This window comes from Bacillus cereus group sp. MYBK5-2 (genome assembly GCF_051915685.1).
In the GTDB taxonomy this organism is placed as follows: Bacteria; Bacillota; Bacilli; order Bacillales; family Bacillaceae_G; genus Bacillus_A; species Bacillus_A cereus.
On record NZ_JBQAFE010000001.1, the window covers coordinates 715,604 to 740,784 of the forward strand.

The following is a 25,181-nucleotide window of genomic DNA, read 5'->3' on the forward strand; positions in this document are numbered from 1 at the left end:
ACAGCTCCTTTTTATTCGTGCATAAACATATTTTGAATGGATTCATGAGAATTTGTATTCTCTAATGCAACAAGTAATTTAATGCGTGCTTTTTGTGCATTTAAGCCGTATGTGAATACAATGCCCATATCTTTTAAGTGTTTACCGCCACCTTCATACGAATATACGTCTTGAACGATACCGTTGAAACAGCGAGAAACTAATACGACAGGAATACCTCTATTTAATAATCTTTCTAGACTAGGTAGTGTTCTTGGAGGGAGATTACCTTGTCCAAGAGCTTCGATAACAATGCCGTCTACAGGAAGATTTTCGATTGCTGCTAATAATGTATCATCCATGCCAGCATATGCTTTTAGAACAACTACATTTTTAGACACTTTGTTTATCGTATATGTTTCGTGATGTACTAAAGCGTGATGGAAGACAACGCCGCGTTTTGTTACCATTCCAATTGGTCCGTATTGTGGGCTTTGGAATGTTGCAACATTACTTGTATGTGTTTTCGTTACATTTGTAGCGCAATGAATTTCGTCGTTTAATACGACTAAAACACCTTTTTCTGCAGCTTCATCACAACTAGCAACTTTTACAGCTGATAAGAAGTTATATAGACCATCAGCACCTAACTCATTGCTAGAGCGCATTGCACCTGTCACTACGATCGGAATAGTTGCTTGTACTGTTAAATCTAAGAAATAAGCTGTTTCTTCTAATGTATCCGTGCCATGCGTAATGACTACGCCATGAATGTTGTCTTGTTTTACTCTTTCATCAATGATGACTTGTAATTGTAACATTTCGCTCGGTGTCATATGAGGAGATGGTAGGTGGAACACATCTTCAACGATTAAATCAACATCGCCTTCTAAATCAGGAATGAATTTTAAAAGAGGATTTTTTTCACCTGGTTGTACGACCCCAGTTTCTTTATCTTCCTCCATTGCAATTGTTCCACCTGTGTGTAAAACTAGGATTCTTTTCAATGCTTATACCCCTTTCAAGTAAAAAAATACATTTAGAACATAACATGTTTTGAGTAAATTCGACAATGGAAATGTATAAAAGTATGCCTCGAAAATGACAATAAAATTAACTGCTATATGTACGATGTATAAAATTATGAAACGAAATGTGCAAATATAGTATAGGAGGGAAGAATTCCGGTGAAAAAGATGGAGAGAATTTTTATTCGTATATTAATAATACAATTCATTTGTCTTTCTATTGTGCAATTGTTATTTATACATAAGTCATCAGTGAAATATTTATCTAAAATTGTTTATTATGAGGGTGTCATGGTAAAAAACAAAGTGGAAATCTTGCAGGTGAATAGGTAGTTTTCATTTTCTTCTATGAAGGATTATGCTACAATAATTGAGGATTTAATGACGTGAAGCAAATGAGAAGAAGCAGGGTGAACACCTGCTTTTCGTTTTGTTTTATAAGTGAAAAAATGAGGTGTTACAATGGATAAACGAATTTCAATTGCTATAGATGGTCCAGCAGCTGCTGGGAAAAGTACAGTGGCAAAAGTTGTTGCGAAGGAACTTTCTTACGTTTATATTGATACAGGCGCAATGTACCGTACGCTTACATATGCAGCCCTTGAACAAAAAGTAGACATTGAAAATGAAGAGCAGTTAATGGAAGTTGTAAAGAATGTAAATATTGAGTTTCAGCAAGGAGAAAATACACAGCTTGTATTTTTAAATGGACAAGATGTTTCTGAAGTAATTCGTACACCTGATGTGACGAATCGAGTATCTATTGTAGCGAAACATCGCCTTGTTCGTGAAGAAATGGTACGTCGTCAGCAAGAGTTAGCGAAAAAAGGCGGCGTTGTAATGGACGGCCGTGATATTGGTACACATGTATTACCGGATGCTGAAGTGAAAATCTTTATGCTTGCTTCTGTTGAAGAAAGAGCGGAAAGAAGACATTTAGAAAATTTAAATAAAGGTTTCGATTCTAATTTAGAGCAGCTAAAAGAAGAAATTGCTCAGCGTGATAAATTAGATTCAGAACGCGAAGTTTCTCCACTAAAAAAGGCTGATGATGCATTGGAATTAGATACGACTTCTTTATCAATTGAAGAAGTTGTCCAAAAAATTATGAGCATTGTTTCTGGAGTGTTTGCGAAATAAAGAAAGGGGATAATCCTCTTTCTTTTTTTGTTTAAATAGAAATGTAAAGGATACGTGAATTGTGAGTCTCTTTCCTTGACAAATGAGCTGATTTGTAAGAAGTTAGTTAAAGAGGAATAAAACTGTCAGAATATATTCGCTATTATATTTCAAAACATACTTTTTTCAAGCTGGTTTTGCTGTATACTATTTATATAGGTTTAATATATTTTCTTGTGAATGTTATTGAAAAAGAGTATGTGATGAGAAATTCTTAAACATGCAAATGAAAACTTTGTTTTCATTTCGTATATACATAAAAAATGCTTTGTCAATTCTGTAGGGAGGTATTTCCATGGTAGAGAAAATGAATGAAGAAGTTATGGATTCAAAAGAATTACAAGTTGGTGACGTTGTTACAGGTTCTGTAACGAAGGTTGAAGAGAAACAAGTGCTTGTAAATGTTGGATACAAAACAGATGGCGTAATTCCAATTAGTGAATTAGCTAACGTTCATATTGAAAAAGCAAGCGATGTTGTAGAATTAGATCAAACACTAGAGTTGAAAATTATTAAATTAGAAGAAGATGATCTTGTCTTATCTAAACGTGCTGTTGATGCAGAAAAAGCATGGGTAGAACTACAAGAGAAATTTACTTCTGGTCATGTATTTGATGTTACTGTAAAAGATATTGTGAATGGCGGATTAGTTGTGGACCTTGGTGTTCGCGGTTTTATTCCAGCTTCACTTGTAGAAGTACATTATGTAGAAGACTTTACTGACTATAAAGGTAAAACATTAGCGGTGAAAATTGTTGAATTAGACCGTGAAAAAAATCGTGTAATCCTTTCGCATAAAGCGGTAGTAGAATTAGAACTAGATTCTAAGAAAAAAGAAGCAATTTCTTCATTAAAAGAAGGGGACGTTGTTGAAGGAACAGTACAACGATTAACTGACTTTGGCGCATTCGTTAACGTTGGTGGAGTGGACGGTTTAGTTCACATTTCACAAATTTCACACGAACGTGTAGAGCAACCTTCTGAAGTGTTAGAGCAAGGTCAAAAGGTTAAGGTAAAGGTGTTATCTGTTGATGCTGATACACAACGTATTTCTTTATCAATTAAAGCAGCTCAACCAGGACCTTGGGAAAACGTTGCTGGCGAAATAAAAGCTGGAGATATTCGTGAGGGAGTAGTGAAACGCCTTGTTACATTTGGTGCATTCGTTGAGATTTTACCGGGCGTTGAAGGGCTTGTACACGTATCTCAAATTGCAAATCGTCACGTGAAAAATCCGAATGAAGTATTGGAAATGGGACAAGAAGTAAAAGTGAAAGTACTTGAAGTTCACGTAGCAGAGAAACGTATTTCTTTAAGTATAAAAGAAGCGCTTGAGGAAAATAATGTAACTGAAGATTATAGTCAGTATGAGCCAAATGCTGATTCTGCTACTTTCCAATTAAGTGATATTATTGGTGAACAACTGAAAAAATTAAAGAAATAATGAGGGGTACAAGTGGTAAGGGCAAAACGTAAATTAGATCATATTGAATATGCTCTTTCTACTGGTCAGTCTCGTACGCATGGCTTTCATGATATTGATTTTGTGCATCAAAGCTTGCCAAATTCAAATTATGACACAATAACATGTGAAACAAAAATCGGCGAACTTTCACTAAGTTCGCCGATTTTTATCAATGCGATGACTGGTGGTGGAGGAGAGAAAACGTTACATATTAATGAGCAATTAGCATATGTAGCGAAACATCATAACCTTGCTATGGCTGTAGGTTCGCAAATGGCGGCGTTAAAAGATGAAAGTGAAGCTGCTTCTTATAAGGTGATTAGAAAGGTAAACCCAAATGGTATTTTCTTTGCTAATTTAGGTAGTGAGGCAACTATCGAGCAGGCAGAGCGCGCCGTTGATATGATTGAAGCGAATGCATTACAAATTCATTTAAATGTCATACAAGAGTTAACGATGCCAGAAGGAGACCGTGATTTTACTGGAGTACTTCAGCGTATTGAGAAAATTGTTTTAAATAGTAAAGTTCCTATCATTGTAAAAGAAGTTGGATTTGGGATGAGTAAGGAAACAATGCAACAGTTAGTGAACGTAGGTGTAACAGCAATTGATATTGGTGGGCAAGGTGGTACGAATTTTGCTGCTGTTGAAAACGAAAGAAGGCAGCGAATGCTTTCTTATTTTAATAACTGGGGCATACAAACAGCAACCTCGATTATTGAAGCAACCTCTACAAATAATAACCTCTCTTTTATTGCATCTGGGGGTATACAAACAGCGCTTGACGTAGCGAAAGCGATCGCATTAGGGGCGAATACAACTGCGTTTGCTGGTTACTTTTTACGTATTTTAATGCAAGATGGTATTGAGAAGTTATTGGATGAAATTGAGCTTCTACATACAGATTTGAAATTTATAATGACAGCTCTTGGTGCGAAGACGATAGAAGAGTTGCAATCTGTACCTCTTGTTGTAAAGGGTGAAACATATCATTGGTTAATGCAGCGTGGTATTGATACTGCGCATTATAGTAGGAGATAAAAAATCAACCATTCGGTTGATTTTTTTTTGTTCTATTCTTTTTCGTAATATAAAGTGGAGAATGGAATTAGCATTATATAAAAATATCATTTCATAAAAATTGTAATTGAAAAAGGGTTGAAAAATGTAGATGGTGTGTTGTCGAATTACTGGAGAGAACTTAAGTTTTAATGGGAATAGGTGAAGGTAAAAAGAAGTAATGGGAGGATATAGTGTGCGAAATATTATTTCAATATAAATAGAAATCATTAAACTGATTATGTAAAAGACGGTTTCGTACAATATCGAAACCGTCTTTTTGTATTAATTAGTGCTGGTTTTGTTTTCGAGCCTGTTCTGGTGTATCAAGTCCAGTTGCACCTGGATATTGTAGTGATTGATCACGATCGGATTCAACGCGGCGTGATTCTCGTAGTTTTCGTTCTTGGCGATCTTTACCCATAATGAATAACACCTCCTTGTTAAAAGTGTTGCTGTTATAAGAAAAAACTATGCGTAAATAAAGTGGATTAACTTTCATAAAAAGTTCCCATAATGGAAAACATAGGAGGTGAAGTTGATGGATGGAAGTACTTTTTATTTTGTAGCTTGGATAGGGTGGATCATTGTAACCTTTTTTATGAAAAAGGACTCTATCCGGTGGAAGTTAGGCGCTTGTATACTGATTTTTATAATTTGCTCTCCGTTACATGTAACGATTGCCTCATTCGTGGTATCAGTAAATGCTCTTTTACTTTGTATTATTTCTTTTATAGGGATCACGCTATATTCTGTCTGGAAAAAATTGTATAGCTTACTTTCGGCACTTATTATTGCAATGTTATATACAAGTTTTCATCTGTTAGAAATATATGATCCGATTTGGATTGTGGTGGATAGAGTGTTTCTGCTAAGTAGTGCTCTTGTGTATGCATCGGTGTTATTGCATGGGGATCGCATATTACGATTATGTTCTCTATATGTAGGGATGTTACAAGGAGAGCTGCTAGTGACATTTATTTTTAGGAAATTGAATTTTCCATATGATTACGGTAGTTTAGCATTTTTTGATATCGTCGCCATTTCTACATTATTCATGGCAATATTGTTTTGGATTGCAAAAGCATCAGTATACATGGAACGGTTTAAGAGAAAAACACGTAAAAGAAAGGCGAGGGTAATACATGACTGAATATACACCAGCCATTTTATGCGGCGTAATAGCGGGGACAGTTACAAGGGTGCTAATGCTTCGGACGGATACGCGGCAATATCCGACGAGGCTACATGGGAAAATTATTCATATTGCAATGGGGTTAATTGCAGCTGCTTTAGGAGCGATTGCAATCCCGTCTATTTTGAAAAAAGATTTTTCTGCCATTACATTTCTTACATTAGCAGCGACACAATTTCGTGATGTACGTAATATGGAAAGAAATACGCTTCAACAATTAGATGGGTATGAGCTCGTACCGCGTGGAAATACATACATTGAAGGAATTGCATTGGTTTTTGAAAGTCGCAACTATTTGGCAATGTTAACGTCGTTTGCAACGACGTTTGCGTATATAGGATTCCGTTCATGGATTGCAGGAGTAATTATGGCTATAATCGCATTTTTTATCGCGAAAAAATTAATGTCTGGTAAAAGGCTACATGATCTTGTTGAAATTGAGCACGTTCCGCTTCGTTTTGAAGGAGCAGGGCTTTATATTGACAATATTTACATTATGAATATTGGATTGCCAGCAAGACAAGAAGAAATTATGAAATATGGTATGGGTTTTATTTTAAAGCCGAAATCAATTGATGCGATGGTTACAATCTCAAATTTAGGGCAACGACAAGCTATTTTACACGATGTTTCAGTAGCGTTAGGGATTTATAGAGATTCTGGTACACCAGCGCTTGTACCGTTAGCAAAGCGTGATTTAGAGGATGGCAGGGTTGGGATTTTTGTCCTGCCGCAAGATCAAGATGCAGAGAAAGCGATAGGTGTCATAGGAAATGTACCAACGTTAGAAAGTGCTGTCCATATGTCATCGGAAGCCCCAAAAGGAAGGGGAGATAAGAGATGATGTTAGAAAGTGTTATTCTGGCAGTTATAACAACGACTCCAGAAAAATTTGCAGGTGGTGCTCCTTTATTCGTTTGCGAATCGACGGAGGAACTAGAATTTGTTGCAAATAATTTAGAAGCAATTTTAGATGGTATTGCACATCGCTTACAAGAGAATGTATATATTATTGTGAAACATTAGCAACGTGTGTTATAATGTGAGGTGTTTTGATACGTTGAGAAATATTCTGGAATGCAAATCCCTTCTTGCACAAAGAAGGGTTTTTTACATAATAAACAGAAGCAAGTTGAAAGGATGAAAGTATATGCCGAAACCAGTAATAGCGATAGTAGGTCGCCCGAACGTAGGGAAATCTACTATTTTCAATAGAATTGTTGGAGAAAGAGTTTCAATCGTAGAAGATATTCCAGGTGTAACGCGCGATCGTATTTATAGCGCTGGAGAATGGTTAAATCATGAATTTAATATTATTGATACGGGCGGAATTGATATTGGAGACGAGCCGTTTTTGACACAAATTCGTCAACAAGCTGAAGTAGCAATTGATGAAGCGGATGTTATCATTTTTATGACAAACGGTCGTGACGGTGTAACAGCAGCTGATGAAGAAGTTGCAAAAATTTTATATCGTTCAAATAAACCGGTTGTACTTGCAGTAAATAAAGTGGACAATCCGGAAATGCGCAGTGACATTTATGACTTTTATGCATTAGGATTTGGCGAACCATTCCCAATTTCAGGTACACACGGATTAGGGTTAGGTGACTTACTAGACGAAGCTGCACAACATTTTCCAAAGATTGAAGAAGACGGATATGATGAAGACACAATTCGTTTCTCTTTAATTGGACGTCCAAACGTAGGGAAATCATCACTTGTAAATGCTCTTCTTGGTCAAGAGCGTGTAATTGTTAGTAATGTAGCAGGAACAACTCGTGATGCTGTCGATACACCATATAGTAAAGATGGAAAAGATTATGTAATTATTGATACAGCTGGTATGCGTAAAAAAGGAAAAGTGTATGAAAGTACAGAAAAATATAGTGTACTTCGTGCGCTAAGAGCGATTGAACGTTCTGACGTTGTTTTAGTCGTTTTAGATGGTGAAGAAGGAATTATTGAGCAAGATAAAAAAATCGCTGGATATGCTCATGATTCAGGGCGAGCTGTTGTTATCGTTGTAAATAAATGGGATGCAGTGAAAAAAGACGAAAAAACAATGAAAGCATTTGAAGAAAATATCCGTGCTCATTTCCAATTCTTAGAATACGCACCAATTGTTTTCTTATCTGCAAAAACGAGAAAACGTACACAAACATTAATACCGGTTATCGATGAGGTAAATGAAAGTCATAGTATCCGTATTCAAACGAACGTATTAAACGATGTAATTATGGATGCGGTAGCGATGAATCCGACGCCAACTCATAATGGTAGCCGTCTGAAAATTTTCTATGCAACACAAGTTGCGGTAAAACCACCGACATTTGTTGTGTTTGTAAACGATCCAGAATTATTGCACTTCTCATATGAGCGTTTCTTAAAGAATCGCTTACGTGAATCATTTGGCTTCGTAGGAACGCCGATTCACATTATCGCTAGAGCAAGAGACTAATGGAGAGGATGTGATTTTATGACAAAAATCACAGTAGTAGGAGCAGGTAGCTGGGGAACAGCGTTAGCGATGGTATTAGCTGACAATGGACATGATGTACGTATTTGGGGAAATCGCCCAGAACTTATGGATGAAATTAATACGAAACATGAGAATAGTCGATATCTCCCAGGCATTACATTGCCAAGCACAATCGTAGCCTACTCTTCTTTAGAAGAAGCATTAGTAGATGTAAATACAGTACTGCTAGTAGTACCAACGAAAGCGTACAGAGATGTATTACAAGAGATGAAAGAAATTGTTACTGAACCAATTACTTGGATTCATGCGAGCAAAGGAATTGAACCTGGTACGTCAAAACGTATTTCGGAAGTGATTGAGGAAGAAATTCCAGAGCACTTAATTAAAGATGTTGTTGTACTGTCTGGACCGAGTCATGCTGAAGAAGTCGGTTTACGACAAGCGACAACAGTTACGTCTGCAGCAAAGCGTATGGAAGCGGCTGAGGAAGTACAAGATTTATTTATGAATAGTTATTTTCGTGTATACACAAATCCAGATATCGTTGGAGTTGAACTTGGTGGTGCGTTAAAAAATATTATCGCATTAGCTGCTGGTATAACTGATGGTCTTGGATTAGGTGATAATGCAAAGGCGGCATTGATGACACGTGGTTTAACAGAGATTGCTCGTTTAGGAAGAAAAATGGGCGGGAATCCGTTAACGTTTGCTGGTCTAACTGGTATGGGAGACTTAATTGTAACTTGTACAAGTGTTCATAGCCGAAATTGGCGCGCTGGAAATATGCTTGGAAAAGGACACTCTTTAGAAGAAGTGTTAGAAAGCATGGGTATGGTTGTGGAAGGTGTAAGAACAACGAAAGCTGCTCATGAATTGGCAGAGAAAATGGAAGTTGAAATGCCGATTACAGCTGCTTTATATGACGTGCTGTTCAATGGGAATAACGTAAAAGATGCAGTAGGCTCATTGATGGGACGTGTTCGAAAACATGAAGTGGAAGCTATACCTGATTTACTGTAAAGAAAAGCGACAGAAGTACATTTGTACTTCTGTCGCTTTTTTATTTTTTGGGTCTTTTCACCATTTTTTCATTTTTGCATAGGATGAAGAGTAACTTGAGGAGAGGGTGAAAAGAATGGATAATAATATTTTTAATAATATTGAGAAGGAAGCGAAAGTAAATAAAGAGGATATTTTTAAATTAGCATCATCCGTGCAAAATGCGAATTTACGTGATGAAACTGTACTTCGTCAATTAATTCATCAAGTGGCTCTTATGGCGGGACGTGAAGTGCCGAAAGAGCAAGAGGATCAAATTGTAAAAGCGATTATTAATAATAATATGCCAACAGATTTTGGTTCGTTAAGCAAAATGTTTAAAAAATAAATTATGAGAAACAAAGAGTTTGGAGATTGCATATGATAGCCATGAAAGAATGGGAATAGAGCTGTTTTTGGGCATATTTGGTCAACCGAAGCGAGAGATACAATCGCTTCGGTTTTATTTTTGCCTAGATTGGTGAGAAATGCTGGAAAACCTATTGATTAAAGTTACATACTCGCGATTTGTAGTAAAATGTTCTTTTTGTATTTGTTTAAAGATTTTAATTTGTTAAAATAGTATAAAAATAGATTAATAAAAAGGGGTGTGTATATGTCAGAAGGGCTTATGAAAATGTGGCTGGCTTTAGGGGCAATTGGATTTATGTTTTTTGCAGTAAGTTTTATTTTATTAAGTAGACATAGAATAAAGAATAAATTTTTGAAAGGGATTACAGCGTTAGTAGCGTACACCCTTATGATTGTGTCAGGAATTGTTATTTTTCTTGTTGTATTTAGTGGACCTGTACAGCAGTAAATGGAATGGTCTCGAAAATACTACATACGGAGCAAATTAGATTAGTATGAAAAGGTGATGCTAGTGAAAAAATTCCATATTATTTTAATATTTTGTTGTATGAGCCTTTTAACGGGGTGTCTGTATCCGAAAGAAAATATGAAGCAAAATGCGGTTCCTTATGAAGATCAGCTACAGGTTGTTCAAAAAGCTGTTGTGACATTTAAGGAGCAAAATGATGGGATATTGCCAATTAAGACGAGGGATATGAGTACACCTATTTATCAAAAGTATCCAATCGATTTTCAACAGATTGCCCCGCGTTACATACAAGAAGCGCCAGGGAATGCGTATGAAAGTGGAGGAGTATATCAATACGTATTAATAGACGTTGAAACAAATCCGACAGTAAAGTTAATTGATGTTAGGATGGCTGAACAAATTCAGGAACTATCTTTAAAGCTTAGGATGTATCGTGATGAACATCAATATCCACCTTTTAAAAAAGTAATTTCAGATGGTGTATATGAATTGGATTTCAAAAAACTAGGATATAAAGATGTGCCACAAGTGACAAGTCCATATTCTGGTAAAGGACTTCCTTTTGTAATTAATGAAAAAGGAGAAGTTTTTGTTGATTATAGAATCGACCTATATGACGCTTTGAAAAAAAATGAAGGGCAGTTTACAGAGGGAGAAGATATTCGAAATATACTTTCGAAAGGTTCCCCGTTTGTACCAGCTTATTCTTTACCGTACACAGTAAAGGACGGAGAACCAATTTTTTTAAAATGATAAGTCATGAACCTTTCTTTTAGTGAATAAGTTCTAGAAGAAAGGTTTTTTATGTTATACAACTTATGATGCAAACAAAAGATATTTTTTAATAGTCATATGAAATTGGACAAAATTATATGATATATTGTCCGAACTTCTAGAATACCATTATATTATATCAGATATTATAGGCAACGTTAGAGAAGGTATTAGTTGACTATAAACGCGGAATTATTCCCAAAAATTTTGAGGGAGGGAATCACTTGGAAAAGGTAGATATTTTTAAAGATATTGCAGAACGAACAGGCGGTGATATTTATTTTGGAGTTGTAGGAGCTGTTCGAACAGGGAAATCAACATTCATTAAAAAATTTATGGAACTTGTAGTTATTCCAAATATTGAGAATGAGTCTGACCGTCAAAGAGCGCAGGATGAATTGCCTCAAAGTGCTGCTGGTCGTACAATTATGACGACGGAACCGAAGTTTGTTCCAAACCAAGCGGTTTCTATCGAAGTAGATGAAGGACTTGAAGTGAATATTCGATTAGTAGATTGTGTTGGATATACGGTTCCTGGAGCGAAGGGCTATGAAGATGAGAATGGCCCGCGTATGATTAATACCCCTTGGTATGAAGAACCTATTCCATTCCATGAAGCTGCAGAAATCGGCACGCGTAAAGTAATTCAAGAACATTCAACAATTGGTGTTGTAATTACAACAGATGGAACAATTGGTGAAATTCCAAGAAGAGATTATATAGAGGCAGAAGAACGCGTTGTAAATGAGTTGAAAGAAGTAGGAAAACCTTTCATTATGATAATTAATACGGTACAGCCGTATCATCCAGATACAGAGCAATTACGCCAAAGTTTATCAGAAGAATATGATATCCCGGTTATTGCAATGAGTGTGGAGAGTTTAAGAGAAACAGATGTATATAATGTACTTCGTGAAGCGCTATTTGAATTCCCTGTATTAGAAGTGAATGTGAACCTTCCGAGTTGGGTAATGGTGCTAAATGAAGGGCATTGGTTGCGTCAAAGTTATCAAGAAGCAGTTCAAGAAACTGTGAAGGATATAAAACGTCTTCGTGATGTGGATCGCGTTGTTTGGCAGTTTAGTCAATATGAATTTATTGATCGAGCGAGCCTAGCTGGCATTGATATGGGGCAAGGTGTGGCGGAGATTGATTTATATGCGCCAGATGAATTATATGATCAGATTTTAAAAGAAGTAGTAGGAGTAGAAATTCGAGGGAAAGATCATTTGTTAAAGCTTATGCTCGATTTATCTCATGCGAAAATAGAGTACGATCAAGTGGCGGATGCACTGCGTATGGTTAAGCAAACAGGATATGGTGTAGCAGCACCTGCATTAGCGGATATGAGCTTAGATGAGCCAGAAATTATTCGTCACGGTTCAAGGTTTGGTGTGAAGTTAAAAGCGGTAGCGCCATCTATTCATATGATTAAAGTAGATGTAGAGTCAACGTTTGAGCCGATTATTGGTACTGAAAAGCAAAGTGAAGAATTAGTTCGTTATTTAATGCAAGATTTTGAAGATGACCCGTTATCAATTTGGAATTCTGATATATTTGGACGTTCACTTAGCTCGATTGTTCGAGAAGGAATTCAGGCGAAATTATCTTTAATGCCAGAAAATGCTAGATATAAATTAAAAGAAACGCTAGAAAGAATTATTAATGAAGGATCTGGCGGATTAATTGCGATTATACTATAAGAAAAAATCCCTCTCATTGTAGAGGGATTTTTTGTTTTTTTTGATTATAAAATAGAAAAATAAACAGTCATTATCTAATACATTGTTGTAAATTGTCAAGTTTCATCAGATTTTCACATTTTAAGAGTAACAATTTCCTTAAAAATATTGAATTATAAAGGAGAATCGTATAATATAGGCGTTGATAATGATTTATCTACATCTTTGTAGTATAGAATTTGCAAAAATTGCCTACAAATGAAAGTAAGACTCATTTTATGATCATTATACAGTCTTATCTTTGGGAGGAGGTGAATGGCATGAACAAGACAGATTTAATCAATGCTGTTGCAGAAGCAAGTTCCCTTTCTAAAAAGGACGCAACAAAAGCAGTAGACGCTGTTTTTGATTCTATCTTAGAAGCTTTAAAACAAGGTGATAAAGTACAACTGATCGGATTCGGTAACTTCGAAGTTCGTGAGCGTGCGGCTCGTAAAGGTCGTAACCCACAAACAGGTGAGGAGATTGAAATCGCTGCAAGTAAAGTACCTGCATTCAAACCTGGTAAAGCGTTAAAAGATGCGGTTAAATAATCCTTACATATTAACAGGGAAGAAGAGTTTCCTTTTTGGGAACTCTTCTTTTTGCTTTTAAAAACATAAATATGCTAGAATGTGTTCGTATCACTTTTAGGTTTTCGGGAGGGCTAGCGGATGGCAAAAGTTAATTTAGAACAAATTGAACATGCAGTACGCCTTATTTTAGAGGCGATTGGGGATGACCCAAATCGTGAGGGAGTACTTGATACACCAAAGCGTGTTGCAAAAATGTACGCAGAAGTGTTCTCAGGTATGCATGAAGATCCGAAAGAGCATTTGCATAAAGTATTCGGAGAAGATCACGAAGAGCTTGTACTAGTAAAAGATATACCATTTTATTCGATGTGTGAGCATCATTTAGTACCATTCTATGGAGTTGCTCACGTTGCATATATTCCGCAAGGTGGAAAGGTAACAGGGTTAAGTAAATTAGCTCGTACCGTAGATACAATTGCACGTCGCCCACAACTGCAAGAACGTATTACATCAACAGTAGCGAACTCTATTATGGAAGTACTAGAGCCTCATGGTGTAATGGTAGTAGTAGAAGCAGAACATATGTGTATGACGATGCGTGGTGTGAAAAAACCAGGTGCGAAAACAGTAACGACAGCAGTGCGTGGTGTGCTTGAAAATGATGCTGCAGCGCGCAGTGAAATTTTATCGTTTATTAAAACGAAGTAAAGAAAAGCGGGAAACTGCTTTTCTTTTTTTTTTTAGTAAATAAATGATATAGTTTTAACTAGACAGAGTGAGATTAGAAAGATTGCTTACATGAATGGTAGGTGTAGCCAAGTTTTGGTTATAGAAAATAGAGTGTATGTGTTATAATAAGTTTTATGAATTAGAAAACAAGGGTGATTTTTTGTGTGTGACATCTACGGAGGGTATGCGGGTATAAAAGAAAAATTGATGGAGAAATTACGCCATCCTTATTTTATAAACTATATTGAAGAACCATTTATTGATGAAGAAAAGATAGCATTGTTATATGGTGCTTTAAAGAGTGCAAACTTACATATAGAACAAATTGAGCATTACGTAGTAACAATTATGCTTGTACAAATTGCGCTTGATACGCATGAAAGGGTATCAAATAAAGCAGGCGAGGAAGAGATTGAATTCCATAAATGTCGTCAATTAACAGTACTTGCAGGCGATTACTATAGTGGACTATATTATTATTTATTGTCTATGAATCGTGATATTGTTTTAATTCGTGCACTTGCTGAAGGAATTAAAGAGATAAATGAACACAAAATTATGTTATACCAAAAAGCGCATGAAACGACGGATGACATAATGAAAAGCATAGTAACGATTGAGTCTGCGCTCCTTCAAAAAACATGTGATCATTTTCAGTTATCACATTGGAAGCCATTTATCACATACGTATTAGGTGGAAATCGCCTTCAAAAAGAAATTCAATTGTATGCTGATAAGCAACATTCACCTGTTTTTCAAGCTATGCAAGATGCTTTAGGGGATAAAGCAGAAGTAGTGATTAATGGTTGGATGAAGGAATTGAGAAAGAAAGAAAAACAATTTTTAGAAAATCACACAGACATAAATGAAATAAATTCTGTGTTAAGGAATAAATAGAAGACATAAGCAATTTTACATTGGAAGAAGGTACGAGCATGCAACAATCAAAAGAAGAAAGAGTACATGACGTATTTGAAAAGATTTCTGATAAATACGATGTGATGAATTCTGTAATTAGTTTTCAAAGACATAAAGCGTGGCGGAAAGAAACGATGCGAATTATGGATGTACAACCAGGCAGTCAAGCGCTTGATGTATGCTGTGGAACCGCAGATTGGACAATTGCGCTAGCTGGAGCTGTAGGTGAGCAAGGAAAGGTTGTTGGCTTAGACTTCAGTGAAAATATGTTATCTGTCGGTAAGCAAAAGGTAGAGGCGTTACAATTAAAACAAGTAGAACTTCTACATGGGAATGCAATGGAACTTCCGTTTGAAGATAATACGTTTGATTATGTGACGATTGGGTTTGGTTTACGTAACGTACCGGATTATATGCACGTATTAAAAGAAATGACGCGTGTAGTAAAACCAGGTGGAAAAGTAATCTGTTTAGAAACATCTCAACCAACAATGATTGGTTTTCGACAAGGGTATATTTTATACTTTAAATATATCATGCCGTTATTTGGAAAGATGTTTGCGAAAAGTTATAAAGAATATTCATGGCTTCAAGAATCTGCTAGTACGTTCCCAGGGATGAAAGAATTGGCTCAAATGTTTGAGCAAGCTGGACTTGAACGTGTGCAAGTGAAACCATTTACTTTTGGGGTAGCAGCAATGCATTTAGGAATTAAACCAGAATCAAAATAGAAAAAAGAAGTTTTAGGTTAAGGTGAACAATATGAAGTTACAACTTATGTACTCTTTTTTACGATCGGATATTAATGTGATAGAAAAAGAATTAAAAAAGACAGTCGCTTCTGAACAGCCATTAGTAGAAGAGGCAGCATTACAGCTTATTGAAGCTGGTGGGAAACGAATTCGTCCTGTATTTGTGTTGCTTGCAGGGAAATTTGGAGATTATAAGTTAGATGCGATTAAGCATGTTGCTGTTGCGTTAGAACTTATTCATATGGCTTCTCTTGTTCACGATGATGTTATTGATGCTGCATTTTTACGACGCGGCAGTGCGACTGTGAATGCGAAATGGGGAGATCGTATTGCGATGTATACAGGGGACTATCTGTTTGCTAAGTCTCTTGAATGTATAACCAATATCGAAATTCCAGAGGCACATCAAGCGTTATCACATACTATTTTAGAAGTCTGTAAAGGTGAAATTGAACAAATTAAAGATAAATACAATTATGACCAAAATTTAAGAACGTATTTAAGAAGAATAAAGCGAAAAACAGCATTATTAATTGCCGCGAGTTGTCAATTGGGAGCGATTGCTGCTGGTGCTAATCGTGATACGGTAAATCGTCTATTTTGGTATGGGTATTTTGTAGGAATGTCTTATCAAATTATTGATGACATTTTAGACTTCGTTTCTACAGAAGAGAAACTTGGAAAACCTGCTGGTGGGGATTTACTACAAGGGAATATTACACTTCCTGCTTTATATGCGATGGAAGATCCCGTACTTCGTCAGAAAATCACATCTGTACATGAAAATTCAACAGCAAGTGAAATGCAAGAAATTATTGATGCTGTAAAAAATAGTACAGCAATTGATCAAGCATTTGCGTTTAGTGAACGTTATTTACATAAAGCTTTAGAAATAATAAAACCACTCCCACGTGGAAAAGCAAAGTACGCATTACAAAATGTTGCAAAGTATATTGGAAAACGAAAATTTTAAGGTTTATTCTAAAAAATAAAATAATCTCTCTATTTCAAAACTATTGCACAATTGTGATAAGGGTGATAATATGTGTGTGGGGATATACAATTACATACATAATTCAGAAGTGGAGAGATTTTTTATGGAAAAAACATTTCTAATGGTAAAACCAGACGGTGTACAACGTGCCTTCATTGGGGAAATTGTAGCTCGTTTTGAGAAAAAAGGCTTTCAATTAGTTGGTGCAAAATTAATGCAAGTCACTCCAGAAATTGCTGGACAACACTACGCTGAGCATAAGGAAAAACCTTTCTTTGGTGAGTTAGTAGACTTTATTACATCTGGACCTGTATTCGCAATGGTATGGCAAGGTGAAGGTGTAGTAGATACAGCTCGTAACATGATGGGGAAAACAAGACCACATGAAGCAGCTCCTGGAACAATTCGTGGAGATTTCGGTGTAACTGTTGCGAAAAACATTATCCATGGTTCTGATTCTTTAGAAAGCGCAGAGCGCGAGATTGCTATTTTCTTTAAAGAAGAAGAATTAGTTGACTACTCAAAATTAATGAATGAATGGATTTACTAATTATTTTGAAATAATTTGTAAACGCTTTAATCACTGTGATAATAGTAAAAAGTGCAAGGAGAATAGGGGTATTCTTCTTGCACTTTTTTTATTTTCAGTTAGTTACGAAGTTTGAACTGTTATGATATGTTGATATTTAAATTAGGACTATCGGAAATATAGAATAAGAAAATGGTCGATTTATGATATAATTTCTTTAATATTTTTAGAATGATAAAAGTTAATATAGTGAGATAAATACATATACGAAAAGAGGAATAACGTATGCGATATATTACAGCTGGTGAATCTCATGGTCCACAACTTACAACGATTATAGAAGGTGTTCCGGCAGGATTGTCTTTAGTAGCAGATGATATAAACGAAGAGTTAGCTAGAAGGCAAAAGGGATATGGGCGCGGTAGACGCATGCAAATTGAAACGGATCAAGTGCAAATTTTAAGTGGTGTTAGACATGGAGAAACATTAGGTTCTCCTATTGCACTTGTTGTTGAAAATCGTGATTTTGCACACTGGACAAAAATTATGGGGGCGGAGCCTTTAACTGAGCAAGAAGAAAAAGAGATGAAAAGGAAAGTGACAAAACCAAGGCCTGGGCATGCTGATTTAAATGGTGCGATTAAATATGGTCATAGAGATATGAGGAATGTACTGGAACGTTCGTCAGCGCGCGAAACGACGGTGCGTGTTGCTGCTGGTGCGGTTGCTAAAAAGGTGTTAGCAGAACTTGGTATTAAAGTAGCGGGCCATGTAATTGAAATTGGCGGTGTACAAGCTAAGGAGATTACGTATAGTTCAATTGAAGAATTAAAGAGTATTACCGAAGCATCTCCTGTACGTTGCTTAGATGACGAAGCTGGTAACCAAATGATGAAAGCGATTGATGATGCGAAAGCAAATGGTGATTCAATTGGTGGAATCGTTGAAGTAATTGTGGAAGGGATGCCAATTGGAGTAGGTAGCTACGTGCATTATGATCGAAAACTGGATGCGAAATTAGCAGCTGCAATTATGAGTATTAATGCTTTTAAAGGTGTCGAGATTGGAATTGGTTTTGAAGCAGCGCATAGACCAGGAAGTGAAGTTCATGATGAAATTCTGTGGAATGAGGAGCATGGATATACACGAAGAACAAATAATGCAGGTGGATTAGAAGGCGGTATGACGACTGGAATGCCAATTGTTGTGCGCGGTGTGATGAAACCGATACCTACACTTTATAAACCTCTTCAAAGTGTAGATATTGATACGAAAGAGCCTTTTACAGCGAGCATTGAACGTTCAGATAGTTGTGCAGTGCCAGCAGCTAGTGTCGTTGCAGAAGCGGTTGTGGCTTGGGAATTAGCGACAGCTTTAATAGAACAATTCGGATTAGATCGTATGGAACTAATTCGTGAAAATATTGAGAAACATAATGAATATGCGAGGGGATTTTAATGGGAAACATACATATTCAAACGAAATCAAAAGAATATGATGTACATGTTGGTAAAGAAGTGTTGTCAAACTTAACAACGATCGTTCAAAATATGCAGCCAGCGGTATCTAACGTAATGATTATTTCAGATGAAGCTGTTGCATCACTACATTTACAGACAGTTATCGATGCATTACAAGTAGAGCAGCACGTGTTTTCGTTTGTTGTACCAAGTGGCGAAAAAGAGAAGTCTTTCGAAAATTTCTATGCGGCTCATACGTCAGCTCTTGAAAATAAATTAGATAGAAATTCTTTAATTCTTGCACTTGGAGGCGGAATGATTGGAGATTTAGCTGGTTTTGTTGCTGCATCGTTTATGCGTGGTATTCGCTTTGTGCAGGTTCCGACAACTTTATTAGCGCACGATAGCGCAGTGGGTGGGAAAGTAGCGATTAACCATCCGTTAGGTAAAAATATGATTGGTGCATTCCATCAGCCAGAAGCAGTTGTATATCATACACCGTTTTTACAGTCTCTTCCTGAAAAAGAGTGGCGTTCAGGTTATGCAGAGGTGATAAAGCATGCTCTTATCGGTGATGTGGAGCTATACCATTGGTTAAAAGAAGAAGTGCAAACATTAGCGGATCTTCATGATGAGAAGTTAATCCATATATTAACGAAGGCGATTCCTGTAAAGGCAAATGTTGTGTCACAAGATGAAACAGAGAAGGGTGTACGTGCTCATTTGAATTTTGGACATACGTTAGGACATGCTCTTGAAAAAGAGCTAGGGTATGGAAATATTACTCACGGTGACGGTGTAGCGGTTGGAATGTTATTCGCCATATTTTTAAGTGAGCAAGTGTACAAGGTTGATCTTGCTTATGAAGATATGAAGCAGTGGTTCTTGAAATACGGCTATCCAAAAATGCCAGGAGATTTGAATGTAGAGCGCCTCGTTCAATTGATGAAACAAGATAAGAAAGCAAATGCAGGAGCAATTCATATGGTGCTTATGCAGGAATATGGGGTAGTGAATGTCGTATCTATTTCAGATGAGACTGTTCATATTGCGTTAGAGGCATTTCAAAAAGATATGGTTTAAAATGATAGCGAAGTGCTGTGAAGTGCTCATTTAGAGGTATTCTCGTAATAGTGACGGTTATGACAAAAGATTACAGTAAGGGGCTATAACCGTATTGTAATCAAATTGAATGAAATGACTGGGGGAAGAAAAATGAGAGTGAAAGAGCAATTGTTAACTTTGAGAGCGTATGTGCCTGGGAAAAACATTGAAGAAGTAAAACGAGAATATGGTTTATCAAAAATTGTGAAATTAGCATCCAACGAAAATCCATTCGGTTGCTCAGCACGTGTGACAGAAGCATTAACTTCTTTAGCGAGCCAATATGCCCTTTATCCAGATGGATATGCCTTTGAACTTCGGACAAAAATAGCGGAACATTTAGGTGTAAAAGCAGAACAACTACTATTTGGTAGTGGATTAGATGAAGTCATTCAAATGATTAGCCGAGCGTTACTACATGAAGGAACAAACGTTGTAATGGCGAATCCTACGTTTTCACAATATCACCACCATGCTGTTATTGAAGGAGCAGAAGTTCGTGAAGTATCACTTAAAGATGGTATTCACGATTTAGATGCAATGCTAGAGCAAGTAGATGAGAAAACGAAAATTGTATGGATTTGTAATCCGAATAATCCAACAGGTACATATGTTGAGAAACAAAAATTACTTTCATTTTTAGAATCAGTTCCTAAGTCGGCTCTCGTTATTATGGACGAAGCATATTATGAATACGCGGAAGCAGAAGACTATCCGCAAACATTACCACTTCTTGAAAAGTATGAAAATCTTATGGTTTTACGCACGTTTTCAAAAGCATATGGTTTAGCTGCTTTTCGTATCGGATATGCGATTGGGGATGCGAAGTTAATCGGACAGCTAGAAGTAGCTAGGTTACCATTCAATACATCAACTGTAGCCCAATCTGTAGCACTCGCTGCATTAGAAGATCAAGCTTTTTTACAAGATTGTGTGCAAAAGAATGCTGAAGGTTTAAATCAGTATTATGCATTTTGTAAAGAATATAACGTATTCTATTATCCATCTCAAACAAATTTCATTTTCTTAAAACTCGGTATACCAGGTAATGAAGCTTTCGAACGATTAATGAAAAAAGGATATATCGTTCGTTCTGGTGCTGCATTTGGTATCGATGATGGTATTCGTATTACTGTCGGTTTGAAGGAAGAAAATGATGAAATTATAGAGTTACTGAAAGAGCTTGTAAATGAGCAAGTACAGAAAGAAGAAACATATTCTTAAGAGATTGTGAAGGCTCCTATTATAGGAGCCTTTTTTATCGCATTCAAAATAAAGGTTGAAGACTGCTAATTAAGTTATTCTGTAAACCACGGTTTGTATGGCTTGATAATTAGTGAGAGAAGTTATTTGCACGGTCATAAAAGAAAGCGGTACAATAGAAGATGATGATAAGGTATCGGTGTCATATCCGAACCTTTTGAACAATTAACTACTCTGTAGGAAGAAGTATAAGAAGAAGCATGCTCATTCTAAAGGTTGCGTTCTAACAGTGAGTTGCTTATGATAAATGAACAGAAAAGAATATTTTTTAGAATTAAAGGAGACGTTTATGCAAAAGTTTGAACAAGCTGTTTCATATATTGAAAATGGTGAAGCAGAAAAAGGATTACAATTATTAAAAGAACAATTAAAAATTGCGAATGATGAAGAGAAGTATGATATCGCTCGTTACTATCATACACTTGGATTTACAGATGAGGCATTAGCAATTACTGAAGACTTACGTTTACTGTATCCAGAAGAAAGTGAATTCACTGTATTTTTAGCAGAATTATATATTGATCTAGATAAAGAAGATGAAGCGATTGAAGTGCTTCATGATATTCCAGAAAATGACGATTTATATGTTCAATCGTTATTACTTGTTGCAGATTTATTCCAAATGCAAGGTTTTGATGATGTAGCAGAGCAAAAACTATTAAAGGCGAAAGAAATGATGCCTGATGAACCTGTTATTACGTTTGGGTTAGCAGAATTATATAGTAGTAAAGGTGAAGAACAAAAGGCAATTACTTATTATGAATCGCTATTAGCGGAACATAAAGTAATGGGTGGTGTTGTGATCGCACTTCGCCTCGCAGAAACGTTAAGCGCGATCGGAAACTGGGAAGAAGCGATTTCTTATTATGAAGCAGGCCTAGAGGAACAAAAAGATATTCACTCATTATTTGGATATGCCTTCACATTATACCAAGGTGAAGAATATCAGAGAGCAATTGGTGCTTGGCAAGAACTAAAAGAATTAGACCCTGAGTACGCATCACTGTACATGTATTTAGCGAAAAGCTATGAAAAAGAAGGAATGCTTCAAGAAAGCTATGAAACGCTTCATGAAGGAATTAAAGTAGATGAGCTTTCAGTTCCATTTTATGTAGAGTTAGCGAACATTGCGGCGAAATTAGGAAAAATAGTAGAAGCAGAGGAAGTTCTTCAAAAAGCGCTTGAGTTAGATCCAGGGCATTTAGGTGCAACATTAAAATATGCATATATCTTAAAAGAACAAGAAAAGTACGAAGAGTTAATTGCAATTGTAGAGCGTGCTATTGATAGTGGAGAACCAGATACACAACTACTTTGGGATCTTGCGTATGCAAAAAAACAATTAGAAATGTATTCGGATGCATTAAAACACTATGAAAGTGCATATACTTCTTTTAAGAATCATCCAGACTTCTTAGAAGAGTACGGTTATTTCTTATTGGAAGAAGGAAAACGAAAAGAGGCGAAAGAAGTATTTACCCAGTTATTACAACTAGACCCGACACAAATTCATATTGAAGAGTTGTTATATAATTTAGAGGATTTTTCATAAGTTGGAAGGAAACTGAATGCCGCTTCTTGAATCTAAAAAGAAAAGAGAAAGACAGAGGAGGGACTTAATTGCTATGAATACCCCTGTTTCTGTAAACGAGAAGAAGGATTTTGTAAAATGGTTTTTGAATAATTACCAACTGAAACAGCGTGAATGTGTATGGATTCTGAATTATTTAATGAGTCACGACCAATTGATGCATAAAGTCCACTTCGTAGAGCATGCAAAATATTGTCCGCGTGGCTTAGTGATGTCAGCGAATTGTGTGAAAGACACACCGTTTCACTTTTTTAAACAAAATGTTATGACAACAGATGCTGAAAAATCGTTTCATGATATTCGTTTAAATCGAGATGAGGATATTTATATTCAACTCAACTTTAAATCATCGTTTCAAAATGCGAATTATGTAGCTGTATTAGAAGAAAACCCATATCTACCAAAGCATATTGAAGTAAATGAAAAAGATCGTTTACTTGCAGAAAGGTTTTTGGAAGAAAGTGTATTTTCGTTTAGGAGAGAACGCCTTTTGAAACAAATTGATGAAGCGTTAGATAAGCAAGATAAGGAAGCGTTTCATAGATTAACGGCAGAGTTAAAAACTTTATAGAATTTATTTGGATTAATAAATTTTTACAAATTTCAGACTTTCATCAAGAAAAACTACCTATATTGGGTAGTTTTTCTTTTTTTACCTCTTTTAGTATGGTTTAATATATATAAAGTGAAAGTTCTGTCATTTGTAAGTGAAGGAGGGAAGGAATTTGAAGTGGATTGTAAAAGATGTGGAACAGTTTGAGCAAGCAAGAGAGTATGTTGATACAGGAGTAATACCGCTGTTATCAATTTCGGCAGCAAAAGAAATGAAAATGGTTGTAGAACAAGGTGAATTTATCGAATTGTTGAGCACGGAATTGGAAAGAGAGTATAAGGGAAGAGTGCTTTTACTGCCTGCGTTTACGTATTTGGTAGAAAGTCAAAAGAATGAAAAAGGTCGTTTGCAAGAATGGACAAATCATTTACGAAGTGAAGGTTTTAAGCATATTGCTTATGTTACAAGTGATTTTTCATGGAAAGAGGATATGCAAGAGTTACAGGGAGATTTGTTTTGGTTTCCTTCATTAGCATTAGAACAATTTAGTGATCAAGCAAAAAGAGAAGTTATTCATGCACATATAAAAAATATAATGGTGATGTTGGAAGAGAAATGGGGAAACTCATAATAAACAGAAAGTTCTTATTATTATGAGTAGTATGATATTGACCTGTGCATGAGCGTATTATATCATGATAGTGTCCTAGTTTTTATTTTTTATATAATTTATCACGAGGGGACAATTTCTGATAGAGGGGGGAAATTTTCGTGAGCGAGAAAGAACATCGCGTGTCAAGAAGACAATTTTTAAATTACACACTCACAGGGGTAGGAGGCTTTATGGCTGCCGGTATTTTAATGCCGATGACGCGATTTGCGCTTGATCCGGTGTTAAGAAAAGAAGCGGGAACGGATATGGTTGCTGTTGCGCAAGTAAAGGATATTACAACAGAGCCGAAGCGTTTCGATTTTAAAGTGAAGCAGGTTGATGGTTGGTACAAGTCTGAAGAACCAAAATCAGCTTGGGTTCATAAAGATGAAAGCGGAGACATTGTTGCGTTCTCTCCAGTATGTAAACATTTAGGATGTACAGTTAACTGGAATTCGGACAAAGCACATCCGAATCAATTCTTTTGCCCATGTCACGGGGGTCGTTATACAAAAGATGGGATTAACATTAAAGGTACGCCACCCCTTGCTCCGCTTGATGTGTACGAGTCTAAAGTGAAAGATGGAACGCTGTATCTAGGAAAAGCGAAGCCAAGAGGGGGTGCAAAGTAGATGTTAAATAAAATTTATGATTGGGTGGATGAAAGATTAGATATTACACCAATATGGCGTGATATCGCTGATCATGAAGTACCTGAACATGTAAACCCGGCACATCACTTTTCTGCATTCGTCTATTGCTTTGGAGGACTTACCTTTTTCGTTACTGTAATTCAAATTTTATCTGGAATGTTTTTGACGATGTATTATGTGCCTGATATTAAAAATGCTTGGGAATCAGTTTACTATTTACAAAATGAAGTTGCTTATGGGCAAATTGTTCGTGGTATGCACCACTGGGGTGCTAGTCTCGTAATTGTAATGATGTTTTTACATACACTCAGAGTTTTCTTCCAAGGTGCGTATAAAAAGCCCCGTGAGTTAAACTGGATTGTTGGTGTTCTTATTTTCTTTGTTATGTTAGGTCTTGGTTTTACCGGATATTTATTACCGTGGGATATGAAAGCTTTATTTGCTACAAAAGTAGGGATTCAAATTGCAGAGCAAACACCGCTCATTGGTCCTTATATTAAAACATTACTCGCTGGTCATTCCGAAATTGTTGGCGCTCAAACATTAACTCGCTTCTTTGCTATTCACGTCTTCTTCTTACCAGCAGCACTTCTAGGTTTAATGGCCTTCCACTTCATCATGATTCGCAAACAAGGTATTTCCGGTCCGCTATAAGAGATTGCTAAATTAAAGGGGAAAGAACTAAA

The 25,181-nt window shown here is 36.3% G+C and carries 29 protein-coding genes; 27 read left to right on the forward strand and 2 right to left on the reverse strand.

All coding sequences use genetic code 11. The features are described from left to right. Positions 1-11 precede the first annotated feature (11 nt). Positions 12-986, reverse strand: a complete 975-nt coding sequence (ansA, locus tag ACTFP3_RS03920; protein ID WP_000822010.1) for an asparaginase — start codon at positions 984-986, stop codon at positions 12-14. Positions 987-1,166: 180 nt separating this feature from the next. Between ansA and ACTFP3_RS03925 the strand changes: the two genes are divergently transcribed. The 4 genes from ACTFP3_RS03925 to ACTFP3_RS03940 all read left to right on the forward strand — a co-directional run bounded on the left by ACTFP3_RS03925 (position 1,167) and on the right by ACTFP3_RS03940 (position 4,692). Next, positions 1,167-1,340: a YpfB family protein gene (locus ACTFP3_RS03925; RefSeq protein ID WP_000738054.1), complete on the forward strand. Its 174-nt coding sequence runs from the start codon at positions 1,167-1,169 to the stop codon at positions 1,338-1,340. A gap of 129 nt (positions 1,341-1,469) precedes the next feature. Further along, on the forward strand, positions 1,470-2,147 hold the full coding sequence (gene cmk / locus ACTFP3_RS03930) for a (d)CMP kinase (protein WP_000361252.1): 678 nt from the start codon (positions 1,470-1,472) through the stop codon (positions 2,145-2,147). Between the two features lie 334 nt (positions 2,148-2,481). After that, the gene (gene rpsA, locus ACTFP3_RS03935; protein WP_000229559.1) at positions 2,482-3,630 is read left to right on the forward strand and encodes a 30S ribosomal protein S1; all 1,149 of its coding nucleotides are present in this window, start codon (positions 2,482-2,484) and stop codon (positions 3,628-3,630) included. A gap of 12 nt (positions 3,631-3,642) precedes the next feature. Beyond that, on the forward strand, positions 3,643-4,692 hold the full coding sequence (locus ACTFP3_RS03940) for a type 2 isopentenyl-diphosphate Delta-isomerase (RefSeq protein ID WP_000251035.1): 1,050 nt from the start codon (positions 3,643-3,645) through the stop codon (positions 4,690-4,692). 307 nt (positions 4,693-4,999) lie between these two features. Here ACTFP3_RS03940 and ACTFP3_RS03945 read toward each other — a convergent pair whose 3' ends face one another. After that, on the reverse strand, positions 5,000-5,134 hold the full coding sequence (locus tag ACTFP3_RS03945) for a YpzI family protein (RefSeq protein ID WP_000513900.1): 135 nt from the start codon (positions 5,132-5,134) through the stop codon (positions 5,000-5,002). Positions 5,135-5,251: 117 nt separating this feature from the next. On the opposite strand from ACTFP3_RS03945, the gene ACTFP3_RS03950 reads away from it, so the two are divergent. The 23 genes from ACTFP3_RS03950 (at position 5,252) to qcrB (ending at position 25,149) form a co-directional block, all read left to right on the forward strand. Then, positions 5,252-5,863, forward strand: coding sequence for a YphA family membrane protein (locus tag ACTFP3_RS03950; RefSeq protein ID WP_000349105.1), 612 nt, complete (start codon positions 5,252-5,254; stop codon positions 5,861-5,863). Further along, positions 5,856-6,749: a YIEGIA family protein gene (locus tag ACTFP3_RS03955; RefSeq protein ID WP_000141596.1), complete on the forward strand. Its 894-nt coding sequence runs from the start codon at positions 5,856-5,858 to the stop codon at positions 6,747-6,749. The genes ACTFP3_RS03950 and ACTFP3_RS03955 overlap by 8 nt, the downstream gene beginning before the upstream one ends. Then, on the forward strand, positions 6,746-6,931 hold the full coding sequence (locus tag ACTFP3_RS03960) for a capping complex subunit for YIEGIA (protein ID WP_000979059.1): 186 nt from the start codon (positions 6,746-6,748) through the stop codon (positions 6,929-6,931). The genes ACTFP3_RS03955 and ACTFP3_RS03960 overlap by 4 nt, the downstream gene beginning before the upstream one ends. A 124-nt stretch (positions 6,932-7,055) precedes the next feature. Continuing rightward, positions 7,056-8,366 carry a ribosome biogenesis GTPase Der gene (der, locus tag ACTFP3_RS03965; RefSeq protein WP_001125893.1) on the forward strand — a complete coding sequence of 437 codons (1,311 nt, stop codon included), beginning with the start codon at positions 7,056-7,058 and terminating at the stop codon, positions 8,364-8,366. Positions 8,367-8,384: 18 nt separating this feature from the next. Next, positions 8,385-9,407, forward strand: coding sequence for an NAD(P)H-dependent glycerol-3-phosphate dehydrogenase (locus tag ACTFP3_RS03970; protein WP_000161763.1), 1,023 nt, complete (start codon positions 8,385-8,387; stop codon positions 9,405-9,407). Between the two features lie 115 nt (positions 9,408-9,522). Continuing rightward, positions 9,523-9,774: a stage VI sporulation protein F gene (locus tag ACTFP3_RS03975; RefSeq protein WP_000369754.1), complete on the forward strand. Its 252-nt coding sequence runs from the start codon at positions 9,523-9,525 to the stop codon at positions 9,772-9,774. A gap of 267 nt (positions 9,775-10,041) precedes the next feature. Continuing rightward, on the forward strand, positions 10,042-10,245 hold the full coding sequence (locus ACTFP3_RS03980; protein ID WP_001289008.1) for a DUF2768 domain-containing protein: 204 nt from the start codon (positions 10,042-10,044) through the stop codon (positions 10,243-10,245). Positions 10,246-10,308: 63 nt separating this feature from the next. Beyond that, positions 10,309-11,019, forward strand: a complete 711-nt coding sequence (locus tag ACTFP3_RS03985) for a hypothetical protein (RefSeq protein ID WP_000713407.1) — start codon at positions 10,309-10,311, stop codon at positions 11,017-11,019. A gap of 245 nt (positions 11,020-11,264) precedes the next feature. Continuing rightward, entirely contained in the window at positions 11,265-12,743 is a 1,479-nt protein-coding gene (spoIVA, locus tag ACTFP3_RS03990; RefSeq protein ID WP_000416519.1) for a stage IV sporulation protein A, read from the forward strand. A 299-nt stretch (positions 12,744-13,042) separates the two neighbouring features. Then, the gene (locus ACTFP3_RS03995; RefSeq protein WP_001043860.1) at positions 13,043-13,315 is read left to right on the forward strand and encodes an HU family DNA-binding protein; all 273 of its coding nucleotides are present in this window, start codon (positions 13,043-13,045) and stop codon (positions 13,313-13,315) included. 120 nt (positions 13,316-13,435) lie between these two features. Next, a complete protein-coding gene (gene folE / locus ACTFP3_RS04000; RefSeq protein WP_001151482.1) occupies positions 13,436-14,005 on the forward strand; it encodes a GTP cyclohydrolase I FolE in 570 nt (189 codons plus the stop codon). A 183-nt stretch (positions 14,006-14,188) separates the two neighbouring features. Continuing rightward, on the forward strand, positions 14,189-14,923 hold the full coding sequence (locus tag ACTFP3_RS04005; RefSeq protein ID WP_000332847.1) for a heptaprenyl diphosphate synthase component 1: 735 nt from the start codon (positions 14,189-14,191) through the stop codon (positions 14,921-14,923). 38 nt (positions 14,924-14,961) lie between these two features. Further along, complete coding sequence (gene menG, locus ACTFP3_RS04010) at positions 14,962-15,675, forward strand: 2-heptaprenyl-1,4-naphthoquinone methyltransferase (protein WP_001187674.1); 714 nt, start codon at positions 14,962-14,964, stop codon at positions 15,673-15,675. A gap of 31 nt (positions 15,676-15,706) precedes the next feature. Further along, positions 15,707-16,669, forward strand: a complete 963-nt coding sequence (gene hepT / locus ACTFP3_RS04015; protein ID WP_000776077.1) for a heptaprenyl diphosphate synthase component II — start codon at positions 15,707-15,709, stop codon at positions 16,667-16,669. Between the two features lie 124 nt (positions 16,670-16,793). Then, positions 16,794-17,240 (forward strand): nucleoside-diphosphate kinase, encoded by a 447-nt coding sequence (gene ndk, locus ACTFP3_RS04020; protein ID WP_000415883.1) that lies wholly within the window; start codon positions 16,794-16,796, stop codon positions 17,238-17,240. Between the two features lie 264 nt (positions 17,241-17,504). Then, complete coding sequence (gene aroC / locus ACTFP3_RS04025) at positions 17,505-18,677, forward strand: chorismate synthase (RefSeq protein WP_001269384.1); 1,173 nt, start codon at positions 17,505-17,507, stop codon at positions 18,675-18,677. After that, positions 18,677-19,762, forward strand: a complete 1,086-nt coding sequence (gene aroB, locus ACTFP3_RS04030) for a 3-dehydroquinate synthase (RefSeq protein WP_000526819.1) — start codon at positions 18,677-18,679, stop codon at positions 19,760-19,762. The genes aroC and aroB overlap by 1 nt, the downstream gene beginning before the upstream one ends. A 132-nt stretch (positions 19,763-19,894) precedes the next feature. Next, positions 19,895-21,007, forward strand: coding sequence for a histidinol-phosphate transaminase (gene hisC, locus ACTFP3_RS04035; RefSeq protein ID WP_001264019.1), 1,113 nt, complete (start codon positions 19,895-19,897; stop codon positions 21,005-21,007). A gap of 328 nt (positions 21,008-21,335) precedes the next feature. Continuing rightward, positions 21,336-22,598 carry a tetratricopeptide repeat protein gene (locus tag ACTFP3_RS04040; RefSeq protein WP_001168671.1) on the forward strand — a complete coding sequence of 421 codons (1,263 nt, stop codon included), beginning with the start codon at positions 21,336-21,338 and terminating at the stop codon, positions 22,596-22,598. Positions 22,599-22,671: 73 nt separating this feature from the next. Beyond that, positions 22,672-23,208 (forward strand): ReoY family proteolytic degradation factor, encoded by a 537-nt coding sequence (locus ACTFP3_RS04045; RefSeq protein ID WP_001095925.1) that lies wholly within the window; start codon positions 22,672-22,674, stop codon positions 23,206-23,208. A 154-nt stretch (positions 23,209-23,362) separates the two neighbouring features. Next, positions 23,363-23,821: a YpiF family protein gene (locus ACTFP3_RS04050; protein WP_000871313.1), complete on the forward strand. Its 459-nt coding sequence runs from the start codon at positions 23,363-23,365 to the stop codon at positions 23,819-23,821. Positions 23,822-23,961: 140 nt separating this feature from the next. Next, a complete protein-coding gene (gene qcrA / locus ACTFP3_RS04055; RefSeq protein ID WP_001290418.1) occupies positions 23,962-24,474 on the forward strand; it encodes a menaquinol-cytochrome c reductase iron-sulfur subunit in 513 nt (170 codons plus the stop codon). After that, on the forward strand, positions 24,475-25,149 hold the full coding sequence (gene qcrB, locus ACTFP3_RS04060; RefSeq protein WP_000932700.1) for a menaquinol-cytochrome c reductase cytochrome b subunit: 675 nt from the start codon (positions 24,475-24,477) through the stop codon (positions 25,147-25,149). The last annotated feature ends 32 nt before the right edge of the window (positions 25,150-25,181 follow it).

What these genes read in the sequence shown, in the direction of transcription:
- ACTFP3_RS04045 (WP_001095925.1), top strand. Translation starts at nt 22,672, where the DNA reads ATGAATACCCCTGTTTCTGTAAACGAGAAGAAGGATTTTGTAAAATGG.
- hisC (WP_001264019.1), top strand. Translation starts at nt 19,895, where the DNA reads ATGAGAGTGAAAGAGCAATTGTTAACTTTGAGAGCGTATGTGCCTGGG.
- ACTFP3_RS03970 (WP_000161763.1), top strand. Translation starts at nt 8,385, where the DNA reads ATGACAAAAATCACAGTAGTAGGAGCAGGTAGCTGGGGAACAGCGTTA.
- ACTFP3_RS03945 (WP_000513900.1), bottom strand. Translation starts at nt 5,134, where the DNA reads ATGGGTAAAGATCGCCAAGAACGAAAACTACGAGAATCACGCCGCGTT.
- ACTFP3_RS03950 (WP_000349105.1), top strand. Translation starts at nt 5,252, where the DNA reads ATGGATGGAAGTACTTTTTATTTTGTAGCTTGGATAGGGTGGATCATT.
- cmk (WP_000361252.1), top strand. Translation starts at nt 1,470, where the DNA reads ATGGATAAACGAATTTCAATTGCTATAGATGGTCCAGCAGCTGCTGGG.
- der (WP_001125893.1), top strand. Translation starts at nt 7,056, where the DNA reads ATGCCGAAACCAGTAATAGCGATAGTAGGTCGCCCGAACGTAGGGAAA.
- ACTFP3_RS03955 (WP_000141596.1), top strand. Translation starts at nt 5,856, where the DNA reads ATGACTGAATATACACCAGCCATTTTATGCGGCGTAATAGCGGGGACA.
- ndk (WP_000415883.1), top strand. Translation starts at nt 16,794, where the DNA reads ATGGAAAAAACATTTCTAATGGTAAAACCAGACGGTGTACAACGTGCC.
- folE (WP_001151482.1), top strand. Translation starts at nt 13,436, where the DNA reads ATGGCAAAAGTTAATTTAGAACAAATTGAACATGCAGTACGCCTTATT.
- ACTFP3_RS04040 (WP_001168671.1), top strand. Translation starts at nt 21,336, where the DNA reads ATGCAAAAGTTTGAACAAGCTGTTTCATATATTGAAAATGGTGAAGCA.
- hepT (WP_000776077.1), top strand. Translation starts at nt 15,707, where the DNA reads ATGAAGTTACAACTTATGTACTCTTTTTTACGATCGGATATTAATGTG.
- qcrB (WP_000932700.1), top strand. Translation starts at nt 24,475, where the DNA reads ATGTTAAATAAAATTTATGATTGGGTGGATGAAAGATTAGATATTACA.
- menG (WP_001187674.1), top strand. Translation starts at nt 14,962, where the DNA reads ATGCAACAATCAAAAGAAGAAAGAGTACATGACGTATTTGAAAAGATT.
- aroB (WP_000526819.1), top strand. Translation starts at nt 18,677, where the DNA reads ATGGGAAACATACATATTCAAACGAAATCAAAAGAATATGATGTACAT.
- ACTFP3_RS03995 (WP_001043860.1), top strand. Translation starts at nt 13,043, where the DNA reads ATGAACAAGACAGATTTAATCAATGCTGTTGCAGAAGCAAGTTCCCTT.
- aroC (WP_001269384.1), top strand. Translation starts at nt 17,505, where the DNA reads ATGCGATATATTACAGCTGGTGAATCTCATGGTCCACAACTTACAACG.
- rpsA (WP_000229559.1), top strand. Translation starts at nt 2,482, where the DNA reads ATGGTAGAGAAAATGAATGAAGAAGTTATGGATTCAAAAGAATTACAA.
- ACTFP3_RS03980 (WP_001289008.1), top strand. Translation starts at nt 10,042, where the DNA reads ATGTCAGAAGGGCTTATGAAAATGTGGCTGGCTTTAGGGGCAATTGGA.
- ACTFP3_RS03960 (WP_000979059.1), top strand. Translation starts at nt 6,746, where the DNA reads ATGATGTTAGAAAGTGTTATTCTGGCAGTTATAACAACGACTCCAGAA.
- ACTFP3_RS03975 (WP_000369754.1), top strand. Translation starts at nt 9,523, where the DNA reads ATGGATAATAATATTTTTAATAATATTGAGAAGGAAGCGAAAGTAAAT.